This is a genomic window from Leucobacter aridicollis, assembly GCF_024399335.1.
Taxonomy (GTDB): Bacteria; Actinomycetota; Actinomycetes; order Actinomycetales; family Microbacteriaceae; genus Leucobacter; species Leucobacter aridicollis_A.
Genome location: NZ_CP075339.1, coordinates 1,418,876 through 1,441,199 on the forward strand (window position 1 = coordinate 1,418,876; position 22,324 = coordinate 1,441,199).

General features: G+C 63.8%; 25 protein-coding genes and 1 pseudogene. 12 read left to right on the forward strand and 14 right to left on the reverse strand.

Going from position 1 to position 22,324, the window contains the following annotated elements; genetic code table 11:
- Window positions 1-119: 119 nt before the first annotated feature.
- The 4 genes from KI794_RS06320 to KI794_RS06335 form a co-directional block, all read right to left on the reverse strand.
- The gene (locus KI794_RS06320) at window positions 120-413 is read right to left on the reverse strand and encodes a rhodanese-like domain-containing protein (RefSeq protein WP_162921165.1); all 294 of its coding nucleotides are present in this window, start codon (window positions 411-413) and stop codon (window positions 120-122) included.
- Between the two features lie 46 nt (window positions 414-459).
- Window positions 460-1,902 (reverse strand): MBL fold metallo-hydrolase, encoded by a 1,443-nt coding sequence (locus tag KI794_RS06325; RefSeq protein WP_119283006.1) that lies wholly within the window; start codon window positions 1,900-1,902, stop codon window positions 460-462.
- A 227-nt stretch (window positions 1,903-2,129) separates the two neighbouring features.
- The gene (gene trxA, locus KI794_RS06330) at window positions 2,130-2,516 is read right to left on the reverse strand and encodes a thioredoxin (protein WP_119283007.1); all 387 of its coding nucleotides are present in this window, start codon (window positions 2,514-2,516) and stop codon (window positions 2,130-2,132) included.
- 35 nt (window positions 2,517-2,551) lie between these two features.
- Window positions 2,552-2,740, reverse strand: a complete 189-nt coding sequence (locus tag KI794_RS06335; protein WP_119283008.1) for a hypothetical protein — start codon at window positions 2,738-2,740, stop codon at window positions 2,552-2,554.
- Window positions 2,741-2,867: 127 nt separating this feature from the next.
- Between KI794_RS06335 and KI794_RS06340 the strand changes: the two genes are divergently transcribed.
- Both KI794_RS06340 and KI794_RS06345 read left to right on the forward strand, forming a co-directional pair.
- Window positions 2,868-3,203 (forward strand): metal-sensitive transcriptional regulator, encoded by a 336-nt coding sequence (locus KI794_RS06340; RefSeq protein ID WP_119283009.1) that lies wholly within the window; start codon window positions 2,868-2,870, stop codon window positions 3,201-3,203.
- Window positions 3,204-3,279: 76 nt separating this feature from the next.
- Window positions 3,280-3,741: an SRPBCC domain-containing protein gene (locus tag KI794_RS06345; protein ID WP_119283010.1), complete on the forward strand. Its 462-nt coding sequence runs from the start codon at window positions 3,280-3,282 to the stop codon at window positions 3,739-3,741.
- Between the two features lie 10 nt (window positions 3,742-3,751).
- On the opposite strand, the gene KI794_RS06350 is transcribed toward KI794_RS06345, so the two are convergent.
- The 4 genes from KI794_RS06350 to KI794_RS06365 form a co-directional block, all read right to left on the reverse strand.
- Window positions 3,752-4,564 carry an ABC transporter permease gene (locus tag KI794_RS06350; protein ID WP_119283011.1) on the reverse strand — a complete coding sequence of 271 codons (813 nt, stop codon included), beginning with the start codon at window positions 4,562-4,564 and terminating at the stop codon, window positions 3,752-3,754.
- Window positions 4,561-5,532 carry an ABC transporter ATP-binding protein gene (locus KI794_RS06355; RefSeq protein ID WP_255809530.1) on the reverse strand — a complete coding sequence of 324 codons (972 nt, stop codon included), beginning with the start codon at window positions 5,530-5,532 and terminating at the stop codon, window positions 4,561-4,563. The genes KI794_RS06350 and KI794_RS06355 overlap by 4 nt, the downstream gene beginning before the upstream one ends.
- A 129-nt stretch (window positions 5,533-5,661) precedes the next feature.
- A complete protein-coding gene (locus KI794_RS06360; RefSeq protein ID WP_119283013.1) occupies window positions 5,662-5,916 on the reverse strand; it encodes a Txe/YoeB family addiction module toxin in 255 nt (84 codons plus the stop codon).
- Window positions 5,917-6,168 carry a type II toxin-antitoxin system Phd/YefM family antitoxin gene (locus tag KI794_RS06365; RefSeq protein ID WP_119283014.1) on the reverse strand — a complete coding sequence of 84 codons (252 nt, stop codon included), beginning with the start codon at window positions 6,166-6,168 and terminating at the stop codon, window positions 5,917-5,919. It lies immediately after the preceding gene.
- A gap of 83 nt (window positions 6,169-6,251) precedes the next feature.
- On the opposite strand from KI794_RS06365, the pseudogene KI794_RS06370 reads away from it, so the two are divergent.
- Window positions 6,252-6,948, forward strand: a pseudogene (locus KI794_RS06370) (transposase); the annotation flags it as partial.
- 178 nt (window positions 6,949-7,126) lie between these two features.
- Here KI794_RS06370 and KI794_RS06375 read toward each other — a convergent pair.
- On the reverse strand, window positions 7,127-7,705 hold the full coding sequence (locus tag KI794_RS06375; RefSeq protein ID WP_119283017.1) for a MarR family winged helix-turn-helix transcriptional regulator: 579 nt from the start codon (window positions 7,703-7,705) through the stop codon (window positions 7,127-7,129).
- Window positions 7,706-7,867: 162 nt separating this feature from the next.
- Between KI794_RS06375 and KI794_RS06380 the strand changes: the two genes are divergently transcribed.
- The 8 genes from KI794_RS06380 to KI794_RS06415 all read left to right on the forward strand — a co-directional run bounded on the left by KI794_RS06380 (window position 7,868) and on the right by KI794_RS06415 (window position 16,045).
- Complete coding sequence (locus tag KI794_RS06380) at window positions 7,868-8,803, forward strand: transporter substrate-binding domain-containing protein (protein WP_255809531.1); 936 nt, start codon at window positions 7,868-7,870, stop codon at window positions 8,801-8,803.
- Window positions 8,803-9,711 (forward strand): amino acid ABC transporter permease, encoded by a 909-nt coding sequence (locus tag KI794_RS06385; RefSeq protein ID WP_119283019.1) that lies wholly within the window; start codon window positions 8,803-8,805, stop codon window positions 9,709-9,711. The genes KI794_RS06380 and KI794_RS06385 overlap by 1 nt, the downstream gene beginning before the upstream one ends.
- The gene (locus KI794_RS06390) at window positions 9,708-10,505 is read left to right on the forward strand and encodes an amino acid ABC transporter ATP-binding protein (protein WP_119283020.1); all 798 of its coding nucleotides are present in this window, start codon (window positions 9,708-9,710) and stop codon (window positions 10,503-10,505) included. Before KI794_RS06385 ends, KI794_RS06390 begins: the two co-directional genes overlap by 4 nt.
- Window positions 10,502-11,464: an aldo/keto reductase gene (locus KI794_RS06395; protein WP_119283021.1), complete on the forward strand. Its 963-nt coding sequence runs from the start codon at window positions 10,502-10,504 to the stop codon at window positions 11,462-11,464. Before KI794_RS06390 ends, KI794_RS06395 begins: the two co-directional genes overlap by 4 nt.
- Before the next feature lie 168 nt (window positions 11,465-11,632).
- Window positions 11,633-13,237, forward strand: a complete 1,605-nt coding sequence (locus tag KI794_RS06400) for an AMP-binding protein (RefSeq protein ID WP_255809532.1) — start codon at window positions 11,633-11,635, stop codon at window positions 13,235-13,237.
- Window positions 13,238-13,433: 196 nt separating this feature from the next.
- On the forward strand, window positions 13,434-14,264 hold the full coding sequence (locus KI794_RS06405; RefSeq protein WP_255809533.1) for a helix-turn-helix transcriptional regulator: 831 nt from the start codon (window positions 13,434-13,436) through the stop codon (window positions 14,262-14,264).
- A 108-nt stretch (window positions 14,265-14,372) separates the two neighbouring features.
- On the forward strand, window positions 14,373-15,524 hold the full coding sequence (locus KI794_RS06410; protein ID WP_255809534.1) for an acyl-CoA dehydrogenase family protein: 1,152 nt from the start codon (window positions 14,373-14,375) through the stop codon (window positions 15,522-15,524).
- Between the two features lie 116 nt (window positions 15,525-15,640).
- Window positions 15,641-16,045: a hypothetical protein gene (locus KI794_RS06415; protein ID WP_255809535.1), complete on the forward strand. Its 405-nt coding sequence runs from the start codon at window positions 15,641-15,643 to the stop codon at window positions 16,043-16,045.
- A gap of 26 nt (window positions 16,046-16,071) precedes the next feature.
- On the opposite strand, the gene KI794_RS06420 is transcribed toward KI794_RS06415, so the two are convergent.
- A complete protein-coding gene (locus KI794_RS06420; protein ID WP_255809536.1) occupies window positions 16,072-17,706 on the reverse strand; it encodes a class I adenylate-forming enzyme family protein in 1,635 nt (544 codons plus the stop codon).
- 40 nt (window positions 17,707-17,746) lie between these two features.
- The gene (locus KI794_RS06425) at window positions 17,747-18,619 is read right to left on the reverse strand and encodes a crotonase/enoyl-CoA hydratase family protein (RefSeq protein ID WP_255809537.1); all 873 of its coding nucleotides are present in this window, start codon (window positions 18,617-18,619) and stop codon (window positions 17,747-17,749) included.
- A gap of 111 nt (window positions 18,620-18,730) precedes the next feature.
- On the opposite strand from KI794_RS06425, the gene KI794_RS06430 reads away from it, so the two are divergent.
- Entirely contained in the window at window positions 18,731-18,979 is a 249-nt protein-coding gene (locus tag KI794_RS06430) for a helix-turn-helix domain-containing protein (protein WP_119283028.1), read from the forward strand.
- Between the two features lie 44 nt (window positions 18,980-19,023).
- Here the strand turns inward: KI794_RS06430 and KI794_RS06435 are convergent, their stop codons facing one another.
- Genes KI794_RS06435 through KI794_RS06445 form a run of 3 tightly spaced genes read right to left on the reverse strand, consistent with a single transcriptional unit; the run spans window position 19,024 to window position 22,285 of the window.
- The gene (locus KI794_RS06435) at window positions 19,024-20,181 is read right to left on the reverse strand and encodes a CoA transferase (RefSeq protein ID WP_255809538.1); all 1,158 of its coding nucleotides are present in this window, start codon (window positions 20,179-20,181) and stop codon (window positions 19,024-19,026) included.
- Window positions 20,182-21,378 carry an acetyl-CoA C-acetyltransferase gene (locus KI794_RS06440; protein WP_255809539.1) on the reverse strand — a complete coding sequence of 399 codons (1,197 nt, stop codon included), beginning with the start codon at window positions 21,376-21,378 and terminating at the stop codon, window positions 20,182-20,184. It abuts the gene before it with no gap.
- A gap of 43 nt (window positions 21,379-21,421) precedes the next feature.
- Window positions 21,422-22,285 carry a hypothetical protein gene (locus tag KI794_RS06445; protein ID WP_255809540.1) on the reverse strand — a complete coding sequence of 288 codons (864 nt, stop codon included), beginning with the start codon at window positions 22,283-22,285 and terminating at the stop codon, window positions 21,422-21,424.
- Between the last annotated feature and the right edge of the window lie 39 nt (window positions 22,286-22,324).

Consider the following 22,324-nt stretch of genomic DNA (forward strand, 5'->3'; position numbering starts at 1 on the left):
AAGCGTCACCAGCCTCTACTAGCTGGGCTGAGCGGCAGTCGGGATCTTGATGTCAACGTCGCGGCTGTCAGGGGCAGCGTCGTGCGAATCCGGTGGTCGGTTTGGGGTCCACGCTGTGGTTACCGAACGATGTCAATGCCCGTACTCTCAGCCGCTTCGGTCAGGGAACCAATGTTTGTCGCGCTCGTGAAGCCCGCGGCGCTCATGAGCGCCGCGGCCTGGCCAGAACGGTTGCCCGAGCGGCAGTAGAGCAAGTAGGTGGCGGCAGGGTCGAGCCCCGGGATTGCTGCTTCAATCTCGCCGCCATTGAAATCGATGAGGCGGGCGCCCCGGAGGTGCCCCTCCGCGAACTCCGCTGGCGTGCGAGTATCGATGATGATCGGCTCGGCCGTGCGTTCGTGTGCTTCGTTCATGAGGTTCCTCTCGGGGCGTCCACTCAGTCTGGCAGAGCGGCGCGTTCTAGGCTGCCGCAGACGAGGGGAGCTGCCCGACCGCTGGCTGGTTGCCAGAAATCGCGTTCCAAGCAAGGTAGCTGCCATCGAGCTCGGCGACCTTGTACCCCTCTCGCCGCAGGGCGCTCGCCGCAACGCTGTTGCGAACCCCGCTCTGGCAGTAGGTCACGATGGTTCCCGCGCCCTTCTCGGGAAGCTCAGCAAGATTCCACAGCAGCCGGCCGCCCGACAGCTGGGCGGCGCCGGGGATGTGCCCGTCGGCGTACTCGGTCTTGTTGCGCACGTCGAGCAGGGCCACATGATCGTGTCCGGCGAGTTCGCTCGGCGCCACTGTCTCAGGCGTGACAAGCTCGAGGCCCGCGAGCGACGTGATGAAACCTGTCACCGAGTCGATCCCGACACGCACGAGGTGATCTCGAAGCGTCGCTGCCTCGTCGCGGTCTGCGGCGAGCAGCACGAGCGGTCGGGTTTCGACGTCCGGGTTGTACACCCAGGCGCCGTAGCTCGCTGCCTTCTGAGTGCCGGGCACGTTGAGCGAACGCTCGACGGTGCCGGTGTGGACCTCGTCGTGGTTTCGTGTGTCGACGAAGATGACGGTGTCGTTTGCGAGGGCGGCAGCCAGCTCGGTCACCGAGTACTCGGTGAGCTCCGGGGCAGCGCCGATGACTGCCGGGCCGAGCTTGTTCTGCACTTTCATTCGACCAAAGTAGGCGTGCGCGTCTGGCTGGCCGCTGAGCAGTTCCTCGACGAATCCCCGCTTGTCATCGTTCCGCAGATACTTTCCCCACCACGAGAAGTTCCGCTCGTAGCCGACTGTCGTCGACGGCACCGAGCCGAGCGCCTTGCCGCAGGCCGAACCAGCGCCGTGCGCGGGCAGCACCTGGACGTAGTCGGGGAGTGTGAGGAAACGGTCGCGGAGACTTGCGAACAGATCCTCCGCGCCCGCGAACCTCGTGTCGACCCCGCCGGCAGCCTCGTCGAGCAGGTCTGGCCTTCCGAGGTCGCCAACGAACACGAAGTCACCGGTCAGCATGAAGCCGGGCTCGTCAGACTGTGCCCCATCGGTGACGAGGAAGGAGAGGTGCTCGGGAGTGTGGCCCGGGGTGTGCACCGCCTCGACGGTGATGTTGCCGAGCGTGATCCTGTGGCCGTGCTTCATACGCACGGCGGAGTCGAAGCCCGCACCGTAGGTCCAATCGGGGCCGCCCTCGTCCGAGACGAACATCGTGGCGCCGGTGCGCGCAGCGAGCTCGCGAGTACCCGACAGGTAGTCTGCGTGAATGTGAGTCTCGGTAACGCCGGTGATGGTCATGCCGTTCTTCGCGGCAAGCTCTATATAGACGTCGAGGTCGCGGCGCGGGTCGACGACGATCGCCTCGCCCTTCGCTTGGCAGCCAATAAAGTAGCTTGCCTGGGCGAGGTCTTCGTCATAGATGCGTTCGAGCAGCATGGTGGTTCCTTCTTCCGTGAACGGCAGGGGGCGGGGATCGAGTGTTGGCCTAGTTGCAGCTGCAGCGGTCGGCGACCGCCACGCCCTCAAGCGCCTGTTCGATGTGTTCCCCGCAACCGGCCCAGGTCGGCTTGTTGCAGGTCGTGCAGGTGACTCGTGCGCACATATGTGGACTCCTTGAGATGAATGCTTGGGTGTGTACGTGGGTGGTGTCGCCGGAGTGGTCGCTAGGCGGAAGCGTTCGCGGATCCTGACTGGGCGGCTTCGGCGAGCTGCCGACGCACGTCGTCCATGTCAAGGTCGCGAGCGCCCTGAATAAGGTGCTCGAGCTGCTGTGCGGGGAGCGCCCCGGCCTGCGAGAAGACGAGGATGCCGTCGCGAAATACCATGAGCGTCGGGATCGAGGTGATTTGGAATTCTGCCGCGAGTGCGTGTTCGGCCTCCGTGTCTACCTTGCCGAAGGTGATGTCGGTGTGCGTTTCAGACGCCTGCTCGAAGATGGGCGCGAACGAGCGGCATGGACCGCACCAGGCTGCCCAGAAGTCAACGAAGACGATGCCGTCGCCTTCGACAGTAGGGACGAACGTGTCGACAGTGAGATTGGTGGTGGCCATGTTGCTGACCTTTCGTGTCTGGTGGGGGAGTGTGATTAGCGGCCGAAGAGCCGTGCGAAGAAGCCCGGCCCGCGGGCGGCCTGCGCTGCGTCGATTTGCGCCTGCGTGTGCTTCCCGTTGCACCACTCTGATGCGGGGACGCTCATCTTGACCATCTCGACGTGCTGACCGCAGCCTGCCCAGGTTGTCTTGCTGCAGGTGCGGCATTTCGTCGGTCGGCACATGTGAGTTCTCCTTCGTGGGCCTAGGGCCGCTACGTGATTGTATACCCCCGGGGGTATCTTAATGACGAGCACAACTATACCCCATGGGGTATCCTGGTGGTCAAGTCTGATCCTGAGAGAGGGCCCCATGCCAGAAGTAGAGACCACCGCAATTCCCGAGCGCGACGAGGCAACGTCGGTTGCCCCTGCAGTCGCGGCCGGAACTGGAGCGCCCGAGGCGAAGCGCAAGATTGTGAACCGCCTGCGCCGTGCGCACGGGCAGCTGGCGGCGGTCATTGAGGCCGTGGAGGGGGAGGCGCACTGCCGCGACGTCGTCCAGCAGCTCTCTGCGGTCACCAAGGCGCTCGACCGCGCAGGCTTCCTCGTGATCTCGACGGCCCTGCAGGAGTGCCTCGCTGACCCCGACAACGAAGACTCGGCGAAGCCTGAGGAACTCGAGAAGCTGTTCTTGTCGCTCGCGTAGGGGATGGGCGCTAGGGCCCTGGCGCTGCGACGCTGCGACGCTGGGCTCAGCGGGCGGCAACACGTAGGGTGTTCGCATGAGTAGAACAGATCGCGCCAGCCTCCTCCTCCACACTGGCAAAGATGCAGTGTTCTCGGCACTCACCAGCAGCGACGCGCTAGCGGCTTGGCTGCCTCCCAGCGGAATGCGTGGCCGATTCGAGCGGTTTGATATGCGTGAAGGGGGCTCGTACAGGCTCGTTCTCACGTACGAGAATGCTGGCGATGCCCCAGGAAAATCGTCAGCCGACTCGGACGTGTCGGAAGCGCGAATCACTCAACTCGATCCAGGGGAGCGGGTCGTCCAGGAAGTGGACTTCGAATCAGAGGACCCTGCTTTTCAGGGCACGATGCAGATGGAATGGAAGGTCCTCCCGGTTGCGGAGGGGACCATCGTTGAAGTCATTGCACGCAACGTTCCCGCCGGAATTCGTGCGCGCGACCACGCTGCAGGGCTCACCTCCTCCCTGGCAAACCTCGCGGCTCTTCTCGAGCCGTAGCGCACCTGCGCTAGGTCAGCTTCGTGATAAGGCGTTCACGCTCGAAGGTCTTTGCCACCGCGAGGAACACTGCGACGTCGATCGCGGCGATCACGACCACGGCGATGAGCGCGATGGGTGCGTCGAACAGCATGAGGCCCGTCGCCTGTCCGATGACGAGTGCGAGCACGGGCAGCAGCACGAGCACCGAGATCCCTTGCGCCCCCTGCACCGTTGTCGATCGCCCCGACACCGCGACAATCAGAGTGATCGCAAGAAACGCTATGACTGGCACGAGCAAGAACACGACGATCAGCCATGTCGGGTTCGGGAAGAATGTGCGCCCGACGACAGGGTTGCCGAGCACGTTCGCGATGACAGTGTAGATGGCGAACGATCCCCAGGTGATGACCACAGCGGGAACGAGCGACGCGAGTACTTTGCCGAGCACGAGTTCCCGGTTAGTGACGGGCGTATAGAGCAGGCCCTCGAGCGTGCGTCGTTCTTTCTCGCCGACGAAGCTTGAGCTTGCGACGACCGAAGCAACCATCACGGGGATCAAGAGAAACAGTGGCGCCATGAAGTAGGTGAGCGCCGCGTAGACGACAACCCCGCCGGTGTCGAGGTCGGGTGGGAGCACGCCCTCCGGGATGTTGTCGAGGAATGCGTCGAGGCCGTTGACCGACGCCGTCGGTATCGGGCTCCTGCCGAGCAGCGCAATCGCCGCGGGGAAGATCGCGGCGAACATGATCGGCACAACAAGCAGCGGTGCGAGAGTCTGCTTGTTGCGGAGCACCTCGCTGAGGTCTTTGCGGGCGATCGTGAGGATCCTTTGGCGGTTCATCGTGCATCCTCCCGGTGTGTCTTGATGACGTCGAAGTAGAGGTCGCCGAGCGTAGGGGTTTCGGGCACAACGGCGCGGATCGCAGCGCCACCTGCCGCGAGCGTTGCAACAGCGGCCTCGACGGCGTGATCGTCTGCGACGGTGAGTGCCAGCGAGCCGTCGGGCTCCGGGATCGCCGTGCCCGCGCGAACCGCGTCGCTCACGAGCGCCGCAGCGGCTGCCCCAGTGATGCCCGAGTCCCCGAGCTGTACCGTGACTCTCTTGCCCGGCCAGCGGTCGTCGATCAGGTCGCCGATCGCGCCCTGCGCGACCATCTCACCGTGCATGAGGAAGCCCGCATCCTCGCACAGCTCCTCGAGCCCATGAAGCTGGTGGGTGCAGATGACGAGGGTCGTCTTGAGCGATGCGATCATCTGCTTGAGGTAGTCGATGAGCTCGAGCGACGCCTCGGGGTCGAGGCCAGCGGTCGGCTCGTCGAGAAACAAGAGCTCGGGCTCGTGGATGATCGCGCGGCCGACAGCCACTTTTTGCCGCATGCCTTTGCTCAGGGTGCCGGCAAGCGAGTTCGCCCTGTCGGCGAGGCCCAACACCTCGAGGAGCTCGGTGATGCGGCCAGGCAGCTTCGCCTTCGGCACGCCGTACAGCTCGCCCCAGATCTTCAGGTTCTCGTGCACTGACAGCGTCTCGTAGAGGTTCGTGTCGGTCTGCACGCCAACGCGCTCTCGCAGTCTGTCGCCAGACGCCTGAGTGAGCGGCTCGCCGAACAGTTCGACGCTGCCCGCCGTCGGGGCGAGCACCCCATTGAGGAGGCGCACGATTGTCGTCTTGCCCGAGCCGTTCGGTCCGAGCAACCCGAACGCGCGCCCCCGCCGGACCTTAAACGTCACGCCAGAGACTGCTTGGAAGTCTCCAAATCGCTTCGAGAGTCCCGTCGCGCTGAGCGCGGCTTGGGGCTCATTGGGATGCATGCGTTGATCCTTCCACCGTGGGCTCGTGCCCGTAATGTACCACTGTATTACGACAGTGGTACAGAACGCAATGGGTGGGGTGGTGCTCGCCTGGGTTGCGATGTATTCGCGCTTTACTTGGCGTTCTCGCTAGTAGTGGTATCGGGCCTGCAGGATGATCACGAGGTCTCCCTCGACGAGGTACACGAGCCGATGCTCTGCTGTGATGCGACGCGACCAGGCGCCTTGCGCTCCGTACTTCAGTTGCTCTGGCTTGCCAATCCCCTCGAACGGCGTGCGCAAGCATGCATCAATGAGCGCGTTGATGCGTTTCATCGTGCGTCGGTCGGTGGCCTGCCAATAGAGGTAGTCCTCCCAGGCCGACCGATCCCACGCGAGTCTCATCTACTCGCCCCGGTCGAGTTTGTGATCCTCGGTGTGGCCGCTCCGGGCGCGTTCGTATGAATCGAGAAGCCGTCGCGCATTCGCCGGGGATGCGAACAGGTAAGCGGTTTCTTGCCACGCCGCGTACTCGTCGGCGGGCATCAGCACTGCATTGCCCCGTCGAGAAACAATCTCTACCGCCTCGCGGTCTGCATTCACGCGCTCGATGAGCGGAAAGAGGGACCTGCGTGCTTCGCTTGCTGAGATTGACACTGTGCCTCCGCTCGTCAACACGTACCGGATTATTGTACCACTGAGGGTGGTCCGGCCTGGTCTGGCATTTGAACTTGAGCTGCGGCGCTGAATGGAACAAGGCGTCCCTGGAGCGCACTGCGTAGCGCAAAGGGTGCCGACCCTGCGATCTGGATGCCAGGGTCAGGTTGATTGACCTCGCGATCCCGAAGCTGCGCACCGGGGGCTACTTCCGGAATGGCTGTTCGAGTGTCGCAAACGCGCCGGGGCCGCGCTGATCGCAGTCGTCGCGAGCCGCTACCTTGCCGGCGACTCCACTCGCCGGATTGACAATCTGGTGAACACTATCGGGATCCATTCGCTGTCGAAGTCGCGGGTGTTCCGGATGGCGGACGGGGTGGGCGCCGTGAAGCGCTCGGGCTGCGAGTCGCGACGAGTGGGGCCGGGGCGGCCTGGAGCGGTATCTTCGCCGACCTTGTTGCTTGCGGGTTCGGCGAAGTCCGCCTGGTCGCCTCTGGCGCCCAGTCTGGTTTTGTCGAAGTGATCGCGGCGAGCCTGCTCGGCTCGGTCTGGCAACGCTGCCGCACCCACTACGCCGCGAACCTCATGATCGTCACCCTGCAATCTCTGTGGCCCGCGGTCAAGGTGATGCTGCATTCCGTCGATGATCAACCCGACGTTGCCACCGTGAACGCCCAGTTCGACAGGCTTCCGGACCGCGTCGACGGGAAACTCCCCGACGTACTCCGCCTGACCCTTCAACAAATCGACGGAACTCGAGCTACGCCACTGCCAGGGACTTGGCCAGTCCGCGCACGCTGTTAGGCGAGTTCTTGAGAGCGGAGCGGTTGAGCAACGGCCCGTGCTCGTGTTAGTTGCGGGTCGCGATCCAATGCGACCATCGTGCGAGTTTAGTCTGCGGGGGTAGTCTCATGAGCAGGTTTGGCCCTGTGTGTCTGTCGCTCTGGAACCTGGTGGTCTACCGCGAGGGCTCCGTCGGGGCCCTGGTGATGCCTTGGCCAGTCTCTTCGGCCGCGACGCGCATGAGTTTCTCGAGTATGTCCATGAGGTGCCGCTGGTCTTCTGGGGTGAGGGCCTGTAGGAGTTGTGACTCGCGTCGATTTCGCTCAAGAAACACCCGCTGATAGGTGCTTTTTCCGTGTTCGGTTGCGGTGTGCACGACTGCCCGTCCGTCATGCGGTGAGGTCTCTCGGCTGACCATGCCGTCGGCTAACAGGGTACGCACGGCGGAAGAGACAGCTGCGCGGCTCATTCCCGTAAGGTCCGCGATCTCTGACTGGGTGAGTGGGCCGCAAAGAGTCAGAGTGAGCATGATGCGCTGGCCAGCGGTCGATAACTCGGTGCTGCGTGAGCCGTGCTCGGCCCGGGCGAACTCGCCCATTGTTCCTGTTGCGCGACGCATGCGCATGACGAGGCGCGATGCGTCGGCGTCGACTCCGGGGAAATGTTCGGGGAGGTGGGAGTACGCAAAGTGCGTGAACCACCAGTCGGGCAGTACCGCATCGTCGCGTTGAGTGCCCGCATCGTCAATCCACATCGCGTCACCTTTCTGGGTTTCACTGATCGTATAAGAGGTGAGGTGTGTTGCGGTTGTGCCGCGAGGAACTCACTGCATAAATATAACAAACAAAGTCTTGACTAATTAGTCAAAGGGTTGAATACTTTGAGGTGCCTGACTTGGGCTGCAAAGGAGGAACCCATGACTATCAAACGATCACTGAAGATCTCATCGCTCGCGGCAGCTGCCGCACTCATGCTTGCGGGCTGCACCGCAACTGACAGCGGGAAACTGGCGGACGGTGGCGAAGGAGAGGGAACGAGCGCCTTCGCCCTGCCAACTGAGCTACGCGAACCCACGGGCGAGTTCGGCTCGCTCAAAGACCTCGTCCCTGCTGATGAGGACGGTGTCTGGATCGCGGCCGGGTCGGGGCAGGTTGCCCCGCTGCAGTACGTGCCCGAGGGGAACAGTGAGATCATCGGCATTGTCGCCGATCTCACCGCGGAGTACGCGCACCGCCTTGGTCTCGAGCTCAAGATCGAGCAGGTCTCCGGCGGTGGCGTAATGCCTGGAGTTGAATCAGGTCGTTATGACGCTGCGCTCGCCTCGGGCGACTTCATCGAGCGGCGCGGGACGGCATCGTTCGTTGACATCCTCAAAGGTGGAACGGCGCTTATCGGGAATGCGGCCGCGCCGACAGACATCACTGGGGTTGACACGCTGTGTGGCCACTCGCTTGCGGTCACGATTAGCTCGATCCAGCAGACCCGCGCTGAAGAAGAGAACAAGACCTGCGTCGATGCGGGCAAGGACCCCATCGACGTGCAACCCTACGACACGGTGCAGGCGGCAGTGCTCGCTGTCCAGTCGCAGCAGGCCGAGGTTGCATGGTCCGACATCTCGCCGATCAACGTCATTCTCGCCGAGACGCCTGGTGTATTCGAGCTCGTGGGTGAGCTCATGTGGTACGCGCCGTATGGGGTGGCAGTCTCCGTTGACCGGCCAGAGATGGTCGAAGCGGTGCGTGCGTCGCTGCAGAGCATGCACGAAGACGGAACCTACCACGAAATTCTCGAGCGGTGGGGGAGCGAGTCTCTCGAGCTCGACGAGATCGTGGTTAACGGTTCAGAGTTCTAATGACTACCTCCGTGCAACCGGCCCTCACCGGGCCGATTGAGGTTGACCTGACAACCCCCGACATCGGCCGACGGCGCCTGTCGTGGTGGATCTGGGGCGGTGTCGGCGCCGTAGTACTTTTCGGCATCGCCAGGTTCATGATCGTGACCCCGGGGTGGCAATGGAACGTGGTCGCCGAGTACCTTTTCAAGCCCGAGATTCTGCGTGGGGTGATGAACACCATCTGGTTGACCGTGCTGTCAGCGATCACAGGGCTTGTCGCCGGCGGGCTTGTTGCGTTCCTGCGCATGTCAGAGAACCCCGCGTTCCGCCTGGCTGGCACAGCCTTCATCTGGTTGATGCGTGCGATCCCTGCGCTTGTCGTGTTGCTCTTCATCTTCTTCATGGGGGCGCTGGTGCCTGAATTTACAGTCGGCATTCCTTTCACCGACGTGACGTTCTTCTCCGTGAAGACGAACGACGTGATCAACAAGTTCACGGCCGCACTCATTGGTCTGACACTCATCCAGGCAGCGTACGTCGGCGAAATCTACCGTGCGGGCATTCTCTCGGTCTCCAAAGGACAGTACGAGGCCGCCGGTGCGATCGGCATGACTCGCGCGCAGGCGATGAGACGAATCATCATGCCGCAGGCCATCCGGGTGATCATCCCGCCGCTCAGCAACGAGCTCATCACGCTGTTCAAGAGTACGTCGTTGGTTTCCGTTATTGGCTTCACTGAGCTTCTCACCTCCGTGCAGCTTGTCTATGGACGCACGTACCAGACGATCCCGATGTTGCTCGTCGCATGCCTCTGGTACCTGCTCCTCACAAGCATTGCGATGGTCGGACAGGGCGCACTTGAGAAGCACTACTCAAAGGGCTTCGTTCGTCGCAGCAAGCTCAAGACGCTGGAGGTTCCCGCATGAGCGACTCAGTTGTGACAGTCCGCGGACTCATCAAGAAGTACCACGACGTCGCCGTGCTGCAGGGCGTTGATCTCACCCTGCATCGGGGCGAGGTGCTGAGCATCATCGGCCCATCGGGGTCAGGGAAATCCACGTTGCTTCGCTGCCTGAACCAGCTGGAAGAAATCGATGGCGGCGAGATCCGTCATGGCGGCGAGGTGCTGGGAATCGAGACTGTACGGGGCAAACTCATGCGTGTGCGTGAGAGAGACGTCGTCAGGCAGCGACGCTCGTTCGGGATGGTGTTTCAACACTTCAACCTCTTCCCCCACATGACTGCCCTCCAAAACGTGATGGAGGGCCCGACCCAGGTTCGCCGCCTGCCCCAGGCGGAGGCACGCGCGCTCGCCCAACATGAACTGAGTCGAGTCGGCCTTGCCGGGCACGCGAATCATTATCCTGCCGAGCTATCTGGCGGCCAGCAGCAGCGCGTGGCGATCGCCAGGGCGCTCGCTATGCGACCCGAGATCATGCTGTTCGATGAACCGACGAGTGCGCTGGACCCCGAACTTGTCGATGAAGTACTCGATGTGATTCGCAGCCTCGCTGCCGAGGGGATGACCATGGTCATCGTCACTCACGAGATGAGTCTCGCTCAAGAGATCTCCGACGGGGTGGTGGTGATGGACCGCGGCCAGGTCGTCGAATCCGGTCCACCAGAGCAGATCTTTCGGGCCCCAAAGTCAGAACGAACGCGCCGGTTCGTTGCCAAGCTCATCGCAGCTCAACAGAAAACAGAGAAGGAGAATCTATGAACACCGCACGACTCGGAACCACTGATGTCGAGGTATCACGGCTATCGCTTGGGTCTTGGTATACGTACTCTCGTCTGAGCTTCGAGGCCGGGGTCGAGCTGGTTCGCACAGCGCTTGACAATGGACTCACATTCTTCGACGTGGCCTACTACCGGAACTCGCCGCATACCGAACTCATTTTTAGCCGGCTGATTCGAGAGGCCGGCGCGAAGCGCGATGACTACCAGATCGCTGAGAAACTCTGGTACTTCTCCTACCCCGAGGAGACGCTCAGTGACCAAGCCAATCGCATGTTGCGTCGTATCGACGAGGAGTTTGTCGACACGTTGATCATCGAACACCCTCGCCCGGGTATGAGCGTCGAGAAGCTTGTCGATGAAATCACCGAGATCGTCGCTGATGGGCGAGCACGCAGTTGGGGTGCGCTGAACTGGATCCCTGAAGACCTGATGCGCGCTCACGAGCATGCAACCGCGAACGGGGTGCAGGGGCCCGCCCTCGCACAGCTCAAGTACTCCATCGTTCGGCGGAACGTCGTCGAAGAGCAATACCGCCAGGTTGTCGAGCAGACCGGAATGAGCATCCACGCATCCGACACCATGGAGGGTGGAATTCTCGCTGGGGTGCTTAACCCAGAACGTCATATCGGGATCGACGTCGGGGATATCCGCGAACAGATCAAGAACACTGTGCCCCAGATTCTCGAGGCCGCGAAGCGCCTCGAGATTACGCCAGCTCAGTTCTCACTCGCATGGTGCTTGACGAATCCGCAGGTTGCTTCACTGCTGTTCGGCGCGACGCGTCCCGAGCGTCTGCTCGAGAACATCGAAGCTGTTCGGATTGCGACGGAACACGGCGCCGAGATCCGCGCCGCAGCTGAGGGGCTCGGTATCGATGCGCACGCCCTCGATGCGCCGTACACCCACGACCGCCCCCTTATCGGCGACTACGTCGCGTAGCCTTCGCCCAGACAGGCGACGCGTCGACCGGCTGTAGGTGTTTCCGCTGAAGTCGGTGAGCGGGCCAGGACCAATGTGGTGGTCCTGGCCCGCTCAAACGTATGGCGCCGAGAATCTCACCCGCGAAAGGGGGTATCGACCTAGCGGAGCCCCGAGGATCATGAGGCCATGGGCAATGGAGCACAGATTTCTTACGCATCGGGACCGAGCATGACGCCGCTGAAGGGGCAGACCATCAGCGAGATGCTCGACGAGATCACGGACAAGTTTTCAGGCAACGAGGCACTTGTCGAGACATTCACGGGGCGGCGGTGGAGCTTCTCAGAGTTGAGAAGCGAAAGCGCGAGGCTCGCAGCGGCGCTCACAAAGCGCGGCGTCACGAAGGGTGACAGGGTCGGCATCTGGTCGCCGAACTGCGCGGAGTGGGTGTTTACACAGTACGCGACAGCGATGATTGGCGCGATCCTCGTGAACGTGAATCCGGCGTACCGCACGCACGAGCTGAAGTACGCGGTTGAGAAGTCGGGTATCACGCTTATGGTGAGCGCGGTCGAGTACCGCACGAGCGACTACGCAGGCATGCTCGCTGAGATTGGTTTCACAAACGTGCTGTTCATCGGCACGAAGGAGTGGGACGTCGCGCTTGCCGACGCCGAGCAGCACCCGCCGGCACAGGAGCCGATCCCGCTCACGTTCGACGAGGCAATCAACATTCAGTACACGTCGGGCACCACGGGCTTCCCGAAGGGCGCGACCCTCACGCACCACAACATCCTGAACAACGGCTTCTTCGTCGGTGAGGGAATCGGGTACACGGAGGCCGACAGAGTGTGCCTCCCGGTGCCGCTGTATCACTGCTTCGGCATGGTGATGGGTATCCTCGGCGCGCACAGCCACGGCGCCTGCGTCGTGCTTCCAGCGCCGACGTTTGACGCGGCGACGACTCTCGCCGCCGTCGAGCAGGAGCGCTGCACGTCGCTCTACGGGGTCCCGACGATGTTCATCGCGGAGCTTGGGCTCGAGAACTTCAGCGACTATGACCTCTCGAGCCTGCGCACCGGAATCATGGCGGGCTCGTCGTGTCCGGCCGAGGTGATGGAGCAGGTCATTGCCGAGATGCACATGAGTGAGGTCGCGATTTGTTACGGCATGACCGAGACGTCGCCGGTGTCGACGATGACGTCGGTGACCGACGACCTTGTCGCCCGCACCCAGACGATCGGCAAAGTCATGCCGCACCTCGAGGTGAAGATTATCGACGAGGACGGCCAGGTCGCCCCTGTCGGCGAGCCGGGGGAGCTGTGCACTCGCGGCTACTCGGTGATGCTCGGCTACTGGGGGCAGGCCGACGAGACTGCCGAGGCGATCGACGCTGGCGGCTGGATGCACACTGGCGACATCGCGACGATGGACAAGAATGGCAGGCTGCAGATCGTCGGGCGGCTCAAGGACATGGTGATCCGCGGCGGCGAGAACATCTACCCGCGGGAGATCGAGGAGTTCTTCTACAGGCACCCGGACATCGCCGACGTGCAGGTGATCGGCGTGCCAGATCAGCGCCTCGGCGAGGAACTCATGGCGTGGATCGTGCTGCGCCCCGGGGCCGGGATCCTCACCGCCGAAAGTCTCAGGGAGTTCGCAGCGGGAAAGCTCACGCACTTCAAGATTCCGAAGTATGTGCACGTCGTCGACGCGTTCCCTATGACAGTTACGGGCAAGGTGCGCAAGGTCGAGATGCGCGAACTTGCAACAACAATGTTGGCCAGCGTTTGAGCGTGTGTACAGTGCGCCAGGGGTACGGTGGACATGACTGCGCGATAGCCCTAGGCTGGCTCGCACGGCGCCGAAGCCGTGCGGATCACCGGGGCTGGCGCGGGCGACAAGGAGGTCCGATGTTCAAGCTTGACGGCGGGCGCACGCGGTGCGCGGCCAGGCGGCAGGTTCACGGCGTCACGGCTGCGGGCGCGTCATGATGCGCTCGGCTGTCGCGGGGGCGCTCGCGGGTGCGCGCGAGGCGACCGGCCTTGACGTGCTGTTCGGCGGCTACGCCGCACCCGACTCGGATCGGTTCACCATCACCCACACCGTCGGTGCTCTCACGCCAGCGCTCACCGGGCTCGTGATTCGCGCGGGCAAGGGGCTCGGCGGGCTCGCGTTCGCACAAAAAGCCCCGACTGCTGCCCAGGATTATCTGCATGACTCGTCGATCTCCAGGCACTACGACCCGGCTGTCGAAGCGGAGTCGCTGCGGTCGGTCGTCGCGTTCCCGATCGTCGTCGACGGCGACGCCCGCGGCATCGTGTACGGCGCGAGGCGCGAGACTGGCTCGTTCGCGGCGCAGGAGGTGCGGAGCGTCCGTGCCGCCGCCGAGGCTGTCGCCTTTCGTGTTGCCGTAGACGAGGCAGTGCAGAAGCAGGTCGAGTCCGTGGAGACCGCCGAGTACCTGCGCGCGGTTCGCTCCGCGCCCGCCGACCGCGAGTGGGAGCAGGTGCGTGTCGCGTTCGCCGAGCTCCGTGAGCTCGCGCGCACGGTTGAGGACGCCGACACCCAGATCGGGATCCAGGCGATCCTCGACAAGCTCACCCCGGAGACCGCTCCCGAGGGGCCTGCACTGTCGGTCCGAGAGATCGACGTGCTTGCGCTTGTCGCGCTCGGGCTGAGTAACCGCGAGATCGGGGAGCGGCTGCACCTCGAACTCGAAACCGTGAAGAGCTATCTGCGCAGCGCGATGCGCAAGCTCGGGGCCCACAATCGAGTCGAATCGGTCGCGCTCGCGCGTGGCCTCGGCCATTTGCCGTAACCGGCACCACCACCCTGGTGTCGCCCACAGGCGACACTTCCCACCCGGGGTCACGCACAGCACCCGCGTGCGCGGTTGCCCCACTCGACACAACGAAGGAACAGTTTGATGGAGAACTACAGTCTCAACGAGGAGGAGCTGCAGCTCGCCCAGATGGTGCGCGAGTTCGCAGACGAGGTCGTCGCACCCATCTCGTACGAGGCGGATCGCACCCACACCCTCCCGCTCGACATCGTCGCGCAGATGGGTGACATGGGCCTGTTCGGGCTCCCGTTCCCCGAGGAAGTTGGCGGTCAGGGCGGCGACTACTTCGCGCTCTGCCTCGCGATTGAGGCGCTCGCCCGCGTCGACCAGTCCATCGCGATCACGCTCGAGGCAGGGGTGAGCCTCGGCGCGATGCCAATCTTCAGGTTTGGCACTGACGCGCAGAAAGCGGAGCTGCTTCCCGACCTGCTCGCGGGCCGCGCACTCGCTGGCTTCGGCCTCACTGAGCCGGAGGCCGGATCGGACGCCGGCGCCACACGCACAACCGCTCGACTCGAGAACGGTGAGTGGGTCATCAACGGCTCGAAGCAGTTCATCACGAACTCCGGCACTGACATCACCAAGTTCGTGACGGTAACTGCCGTCACGGGGGAGAACAACGGCCGCAAGGAACTCTCGACGATCATCGTGCCGAGCGGCACACCTGGCTTCACTGTCGAGCCCGCCTACGACAAGGTCGGCTGGAACGCGTCTGACACCCACGCGCTCACGTTCAATGATGTGCGCGTGCCCGAGGCGAACCTCCTCGGTGAGCGGGGCCGTGGCTTCGCAAACTTCCTGCACACGCTCGACGAGGGGCGGATCGCCGTCGCTGCGCTCGCGACCGGCGCGGCCGAAGGGTGCCTCGAGCAGGCGATCGACTATGCGGGGAAGCGTCACGTGTTCGGCGAACCGTTGAAGACCCGTCAGCACATCCAGTTCATGATCGCGCGAATGCAACTGCGTGTGCACAACGCGAAGCTCTCCTGGCATCACGCCGCGCGACTGTGCGCCGAGGGCAAGCCGTTCAAGACCGAGGCAGCTATCGCGAAGCTCACCGCTTCCGACGCCGCGATGGACAACGCGCGCGACGCGACTCAGATCTTCGGCGGCAACGGCTTCATGAACGAGTTCCCGGTGGCGCGCCACTACCGCGACTCGAAGATTCTTGAGATCGGCGAGGGCACCAACGAGGTGCAGTTGCTCGTCATCGCTCGTTCGCTCGGCCTCGCGTAAGCGCGTCGTGTGGGGCCCGCCGAGAGGGCCCCACACGATGGCACCCGCGCCCACGCGTGACCTAGGCTGTGAGTGAACGTCCTGGAATCGGGCGTCAGGTCAGAAACGGATTCGCAATGCGCATCGCCAAGACGACAGATACCGGCGCGGTCGGAGACGTCGCGCTGCTCTCGGAGGAGCTGCTGACGGCGGCCTCGCAGTTTGAACGCGCAACGGAGGCTGTAGCCGGGGAGCTCTTCATCGCATTCCGGTCGCTCCCGCGGGAGTACGAGCGGCGCTCAACGGTGCGGTACTCGTCGGCGGAAGGCGTGCTCTTCGTCGACCTCGCAGTCGCTGAGGAAGACATTGCGGGCTTGGAGTTGAGCGAACAACGGGAAATCCTCCGGGAGGGTCTCAGCGAGCTCGTTCGCCGCGGCGTGCGGTCGCGCACGGCGGGCTGGAGCCGGGAGGAGCAGGGCATAATCGTCGCCGCGTTTGACGCGATGCTTGCCGGTGCGGACGGCACAGCTGATCGGGCCTGATCGGCCGATCGGCGAGTGGCGGGGGACTAGTCGAGCAACTTCTTGTAGGCGCCCTGCTGTAGCGCGTCGCGCAGCCTGTGCTTCTGCAGCTTTCCCATTGCGTTGGCGGGCAGGTCCGTGCCCTGAAACCAACTGGCCGGAATCTTCTGCGGGGACAGCCGCGGGCGCAGATAGTCCTTGAGGTCGTTCGCGGTGAGCGGCGCGGTGTCATCGTGGAAGCTGATCGTCGCCGCGACGGTCTCACCCCAGCGGCGATCCGGCACGCCAACGACGGCCGCGAGCGCAACGTCTGGGTGGGTCTGAATCGCTGCCTCCACCTCGCGCGGGTAGATGTTCTCACCGCCACGGATGATGAGGTCTTTCACTCGCCCCGTGATCGTGAGCGCGCCAGTATCGCTCATGAACCCGAGATCACCTGTGTGGAGCCATCCCGCTGCGTCGATGAGTTCGGCCGTCGCCTCGGGCATGCCGTAGTAGCCCGCAACCACCTGGTAGCCGCGGGCGCAGATCTCCCCGCTCTCACCGACCTTGGCGATGTCGCCGGTCTGCGGATCGACAATCTTGACCTCCGCCTGCGGGAGGGGAGTACCCGCCGTGCCCCACCGAGCACCCTCGTCGGATGCCGGCGACGTTTGCGCGAGGATCGGGCTGAGCTCAGTCTGTCCGTAGACGGTTGTCAGCGGTGCCCCGAAGACCTCTTCGATCTCGCGCGAGAGCTCCCAAGGAACGGAGTCGCCCCCAGAGGAGACCGTCTGCAGCGAGCTGAGGTCGGCGCTGCGCATCGCTGTGCGCTCGAGCGTTGCGCGAAACATTGCGGGCACCATGCGGAGATCCGTCGCCCCGTATCGTTCCACGACGTCGAGCACGAGGTCCGGATCAAAGGTTCGCAGCAGCACAAGGGTGCTTCGGGTGAGAAACGTGCCGAACCCCGCTAGCCCAGAACCTGCGGTGTGAAAGAGTGGCAGCGGAGAGACGCCGACTCCTGCATCAGACATCTCGCCGCGGGCATTCACGAAGTCGGCGTTCGTGATCATCGCGCGGTGCGAGAGCTGTGCCGGCTTCGGCAGCCCGGTCGTGCCTGACGTGAACTGCAGCTGGATCGCGTCACCAGGGCGAACCACCGGGAACTCAGTGGCGATCGGCGTCTCCCTGATGGCGTCGAGCCATCCCGCAAGCGGGATGAGTGACGGGACCCGCAAAGGTTCGTTCCGCGCTCGCAGCCGCACCCTGTCCAGTGCCTCGTAGAGGATCGGTGCCATGCGGGTGCCTCGAACTTCTTCTGGGAACGCGACAGCATCGGAGTGCGAAGCGGCGAGAATATGTGCGAGCTCCTGCCCGCGAAGCGCCGGGTTCGCGGTGACGAGTGTCATCCCAGCGAGCGCAGTCGCGCACTGCAGCAGCAGCCACTCGGGGTCGTTCGCGGCCCAGACAGCGATGTGACTGCCAGGCTCGAAGCGTTGCAGGAGCCACGAGGCGCCGTGCTCCGCGTCGGTGAGCAGCTCGCCGTACGTCCACTCCCGCGGCGGGGCGTCGACTGAGACTCCGATGAGCGCCGTGTGGTCCCGCGAGTCGGCGGCCGCGGCCCGCAAGATGTCTCCGAGCGTGTGCTCGAGCACGGGCCGGCTCGTGTCTGCGGGAAAGTAGGATTCTGTGAGGTGCACGGTGAACTCCCTTGTTCGCGTCGGGCTTGTGCCGGGCTGGCTAGAGCGCAGCGACTTCGGCTTCGGTCGGAATGGAGCCGCCGCCGTTCGGGATAAGTCCGCCCGCGTCCCGCCACTTGGTTGCCGCGTGGAACCCCTGCTGCTGCGCGAACTCCATGAACCACCGGCCCTCCGGAGAATGCCTGGTGATGCCGTCGAAAAGTGTCGCGAGGTTCTGGGTGGTCTGGAGCCCCATGTTGTCGTAGGCCTGATTCACCATGAGCTTTTGCATCGCGAGTTGGTTACTCGGTACTGTCGCCATGCGGTCGGCGAGCTCCTCGACTCGCGCGTCGAGGAGCGTCTGGGGGACCGCCTCAAGCACGAGCCCCCACTCGGCGGCCTGGGTTCCGCTGATCGTGTCGCCCGTGAGGAGCATTCGTTTCGCCCGCTCTGCCCCGAGTCGATACACCCACATTGCCGTTGTCGGGCACCCCCACACCCGGGCTGGCATGTAGCCGATCTTGGCGTCTTCGGCCATGACGACGAGGTCGCAGCTCAGTGCGACATCACTGCCTCCCGCCACCGCGTGGCCTTGCACTTTTGCGATTGTCGGCTTGAGCGACCGCCACAGACTGAAGTACTGCTCCGTCGCGGCGCGCATCGACGAGTAGTCCTTGATTGGATCCCACACATCGCCCTGGTTATCGACGCCTTGTTCGGCATATCGGTGCAGGTCGTAGCCCGAGCTAAACGACCGGCCCGCGCCACGCACCACGATCACCCGCACCTCGTCGTCGGCGTTTGCTCGGGCGACTGCCGCCGCGAGTTCACTGGCCATCTCGAGTGTGAGCGCGTTCAGCGTTTCCGGCCGGTTCAGCGTGAGGTACGCCTTCCGGTCACGCGCTTCATACAGAACGGTGGGTTGTTGAGGCATGGGTGCTCCTATCCGGGTACTTCGATGTACAGAAACTGGAGTGCTGCTGCTTCGAATGATAGGCGCTTTTAAGTTACTGTGCAATAAACGCTACTGCGGCATCGTAGAGGTGTGGCAGTACCAGCACCGGATTTGCTTGCGCTCGGCGTCGAAGTCGCCAAGCATCGACGCGCTCTCGGGTGCTCAATTGACTACCTTGCAGAGGCCGCTGGCGTGCACCGCAAGACGATCATTCAGATCGAGGCAGGCCGGGTATCGGCTCGAGTGGGAACGCTCCACGCGATCGCCCACGCGCTCAATGTTCCGCTCGCGCAGCTGCTGGATCCGCTGTGCAGACAGCACGAAGGATCGTTGAGCTAGAGCGGCGAGACGCGCGGCACAGCACCGCTCAAGTCGCGTGCGATTCACTCACGGGACTGGGATTCACCAACAGACCCGATCACGTCGTCAGTGTCAACGCCAAGCTCGGGCGCCGGGCTGGCACTCGGTGCCGGTGTCCCGCCAAACGTCAGCGGCGACCGCGGTGCAATGATCGCCCCAAGGCCTGGCTGGTCGATCTCAGTGAACAGCGGGTTTGCCACGCTGCAGCGAGGATCCTTGGCTACGAGCTCGGCAAAGTTTTGAAACTTGCCCTGTAGTACGTCAGCCTCCTGCAGGGTCACAGCCGCTTCATCAGCAGTGCGCGAGGCGAACCAGGGCCTCAACACGGCGTCGATGGCTTCGCGAGCCTCATACCGTCCGCCCTCGGTTGAGAGATCGACGTCGAGCATTGGCCCGATCATGGCGAGCTTGTCGCTGAGCCCAGTCGCTTCGCCGAGCCTGCGCCACTGGCTGTTCGAGATCGCGACGACCATCAGTGACCGACCGTCGCCCGTGCGGAAGCTCTGACCGTACGCGCCGTACACCGCATTCCCAATGGATCCGCGCGAAGCCCCAGTGAGACTGACCTCGGCGATATAGCCGAGGTTTCCAACGGTGGCGAGCATGACGTCTGAGAGCGCAAGCGTGATCTCCTGGCCGCGCCCGGTCTCGCGCCGGCTGAGCTCTGCGCTCAGCATTCCTGTTGCGATGTAGAGCCCCGCTGTGACGTCCCACGTCGGCACGACGTTGTTCACTGGGGCGTCGTCTGTGCCCGTGACTGATGCAAAACCGCTCGCCGCGTTGACGGTGTAGTCGACCGCGGGGGAGCCATCGCTGTTGCCCAGTAGCCGCAACATGATGAGATCTTCACGCCGTTGCCGCAGACGGTCGTAGTCAAGCCATCCGTGTGCGGGCAGATTCGTGAGTACTGCCCCTGCCGAGGCGATGATGTCGGTTGCTGACTGTTGGCCCTCGGCTGATCGCAGATCGAGTTCTACCGATCGTTTGCCGCGGTTCAGGCTGCGCCAGTAAATGCTGTCGCCTTCTGGCGTCACGGGCCACCGGTGGTAGTCGATGTTGCCGCCGATCGGGTCGATCCTGATCACCTCGGCGCCGAGCTGCGCGAGTGTCATTCCAGCGAGTGGTGCTGCGACGAACGCTGAAATTTCGACGACCCGCATCCCTGCGAGTGGGCCGCTCACCTAGACCACCTCAAATAGTGCCGCGACGCCTTGGCCGCCGCCGACGCACATTGTCTCGAGGCCGCGTCCACCGCCGCGGCGGTGAAGTTCGTGGAGCAGCGTGGTCATGATGCGCGCGCCGGTGGCGCCGACCGGGTGGCCAAGCGAGATACCGGAGCCGTTGACGTTGAGCTTGTCTTGCTCGTCCCAGTCCCACCCGCGCAGCACGCCGAGTGCCTGGGCCGCAAACGCCTCGTTAAGTTCGACAAGGTCGATGTCAGCCCACGACCGGCCTGTGCGCTTGAACAGCCGCTCAACTGCAGGCACGGGGCCGAGGCCCATTTCGCTCGGTTCGCACCCGACCGCCGTCCAGCCTTCGAGGAACGCCATCGGTTCAAGCCCATACTCATCGAGCTTGTCTTCTGCGACCACCAGGCAAGCTGCCGCAGCGTCGTTCTGCTGGCTCGCGTTACCAGCCGTGGTCACCCCGCCCGGAATGAGGGGAGGGAGCGCGGCGAGTGAGTGGGGCGTCGTATCCGGGCGCACACCCTCGTCGTGCGCGAACAGGAGCGGGTCGCTCTTTCGCTGGGGGATCGTGAGCGGCACGATTTCGTCAGCGAATGCGCCGCGGTCCCACGCCGCCGCCGCCCGAGCGTGGCTTCGCGCAGCAAAAGCGTCAGCTTCTTCGCGCCGGATCGAATAGCGCCGTGCGACGTTCTCGGCGGTCTCGATCATGCCTGAGATTCGACCGAATCGTGACTCAGGTTGCGACCGAAGCCGTCCGCGCTCCAGCCTGTCGTACAGCGTGGCGTTGCCCGATCGTCGGCCCCACCTCATGTCCGTCGAGTAGTACTCGATGTTGCTCATGCTCTCAACACCGCCGGCGATGACAACGTCTGCGGCGCCTGTCTGCACCATCATCGCTGCCGTCGCGATCGCCTGCAGCCCACCCCCGCAGCGGCGGTCGAGCTGCATTCCGGCGACCTGCACCGGAAGGCCTGCTTCGAGGGCGATCCAACGCCCGACGCAGGGCGTCTCGCTTGACGCATACGACTGGGCAAACACGACGTCGTCAATGGCAGCTGGATCGATGCCCGAACGGTCGAGGAGCGCGTGCACGACCGCGGCTCCGAGGGTCTCGACAGGAATGTCCCGGAGGGACTTGCCGAACTGGCCGACGGGGGTGCGAACGGGGGCAATGATTGCAGCGCGGGTCATGTTTCTCCTTTGATGATGACGAGATGCCGTCAGGGTCTCCGCGCTAGGCGTAGGTGATCCTGGCAGTGACGGCAACAGCGCCCCCGGGGGCGATGACGGCGAGTTCTTCCTCTCCGGCGCCGAGAGCGCGGCCGCAGATGTGGATTTGCTCGTTCGCGAACGTCGGGGATTTCGCCGAGAATGTGAATTCGGTAATGCGTGCCGTTGGGTGTGTACGGACGAAACCGTGCACGAGGAGCGTTGCGAGTAGCGGGCCCTGGATCACGAGGCCGGGGTAGCCCTCGACGGCCGTCGCATAGGTGACGTCGTAGTGGATGCGGTGCGCGTTGAATGTGAGTGCGGAGTAGCGAAATAGGGTCACCTCGTTGGGGCGCTCGGTGCATACCCAGTCCCATCCGCTTGGCTTCGGGGAGTCGGGTCGCGCGTGTCCAGCCGAGGGTAGGGGAACAGCGCCGGAAGCGGTGTTCGCGGTCGCGGGCTCTCGGTACACGATTGTCTGCTTCTCGACAAGTGCGACTTCTGTTCCCACCGACAGCTCATGGCGCACCGTCGCGAACGCGAGTCGGCCGCTCGCGCCGGTCTTGGGAACCACCGCGAGCGTGCGTGAGCGGCGGTTGACGGTGGCCTCGAGAAGGATCGGTGCCCGAAACGCGATAGAGCTCCCCGCCCACATTCTCCGGGGGAGGTCGGCATATGGATCGTCCGCGGGCCGTGCTGGATGCCCGTCAGGTCCGAGCTCGGTGCTTGCTGTCGTCGGTGTGAAGAGCAGCCAGTGTCCGACCGGGAAGAGGCTCGTAGGGTGTGGCGCCGCGGGAAATTCTGGCGCGCAAAGCACGGCCGCAAGTCGCTCAGCGGATGCGCGGGAGGCGACGTCCTTGCTGACGATTTCGTCCGCTATCGATTCCATTGGATTCTCACTCTCGATTCCTTGTGGGGTTCTTCCGGC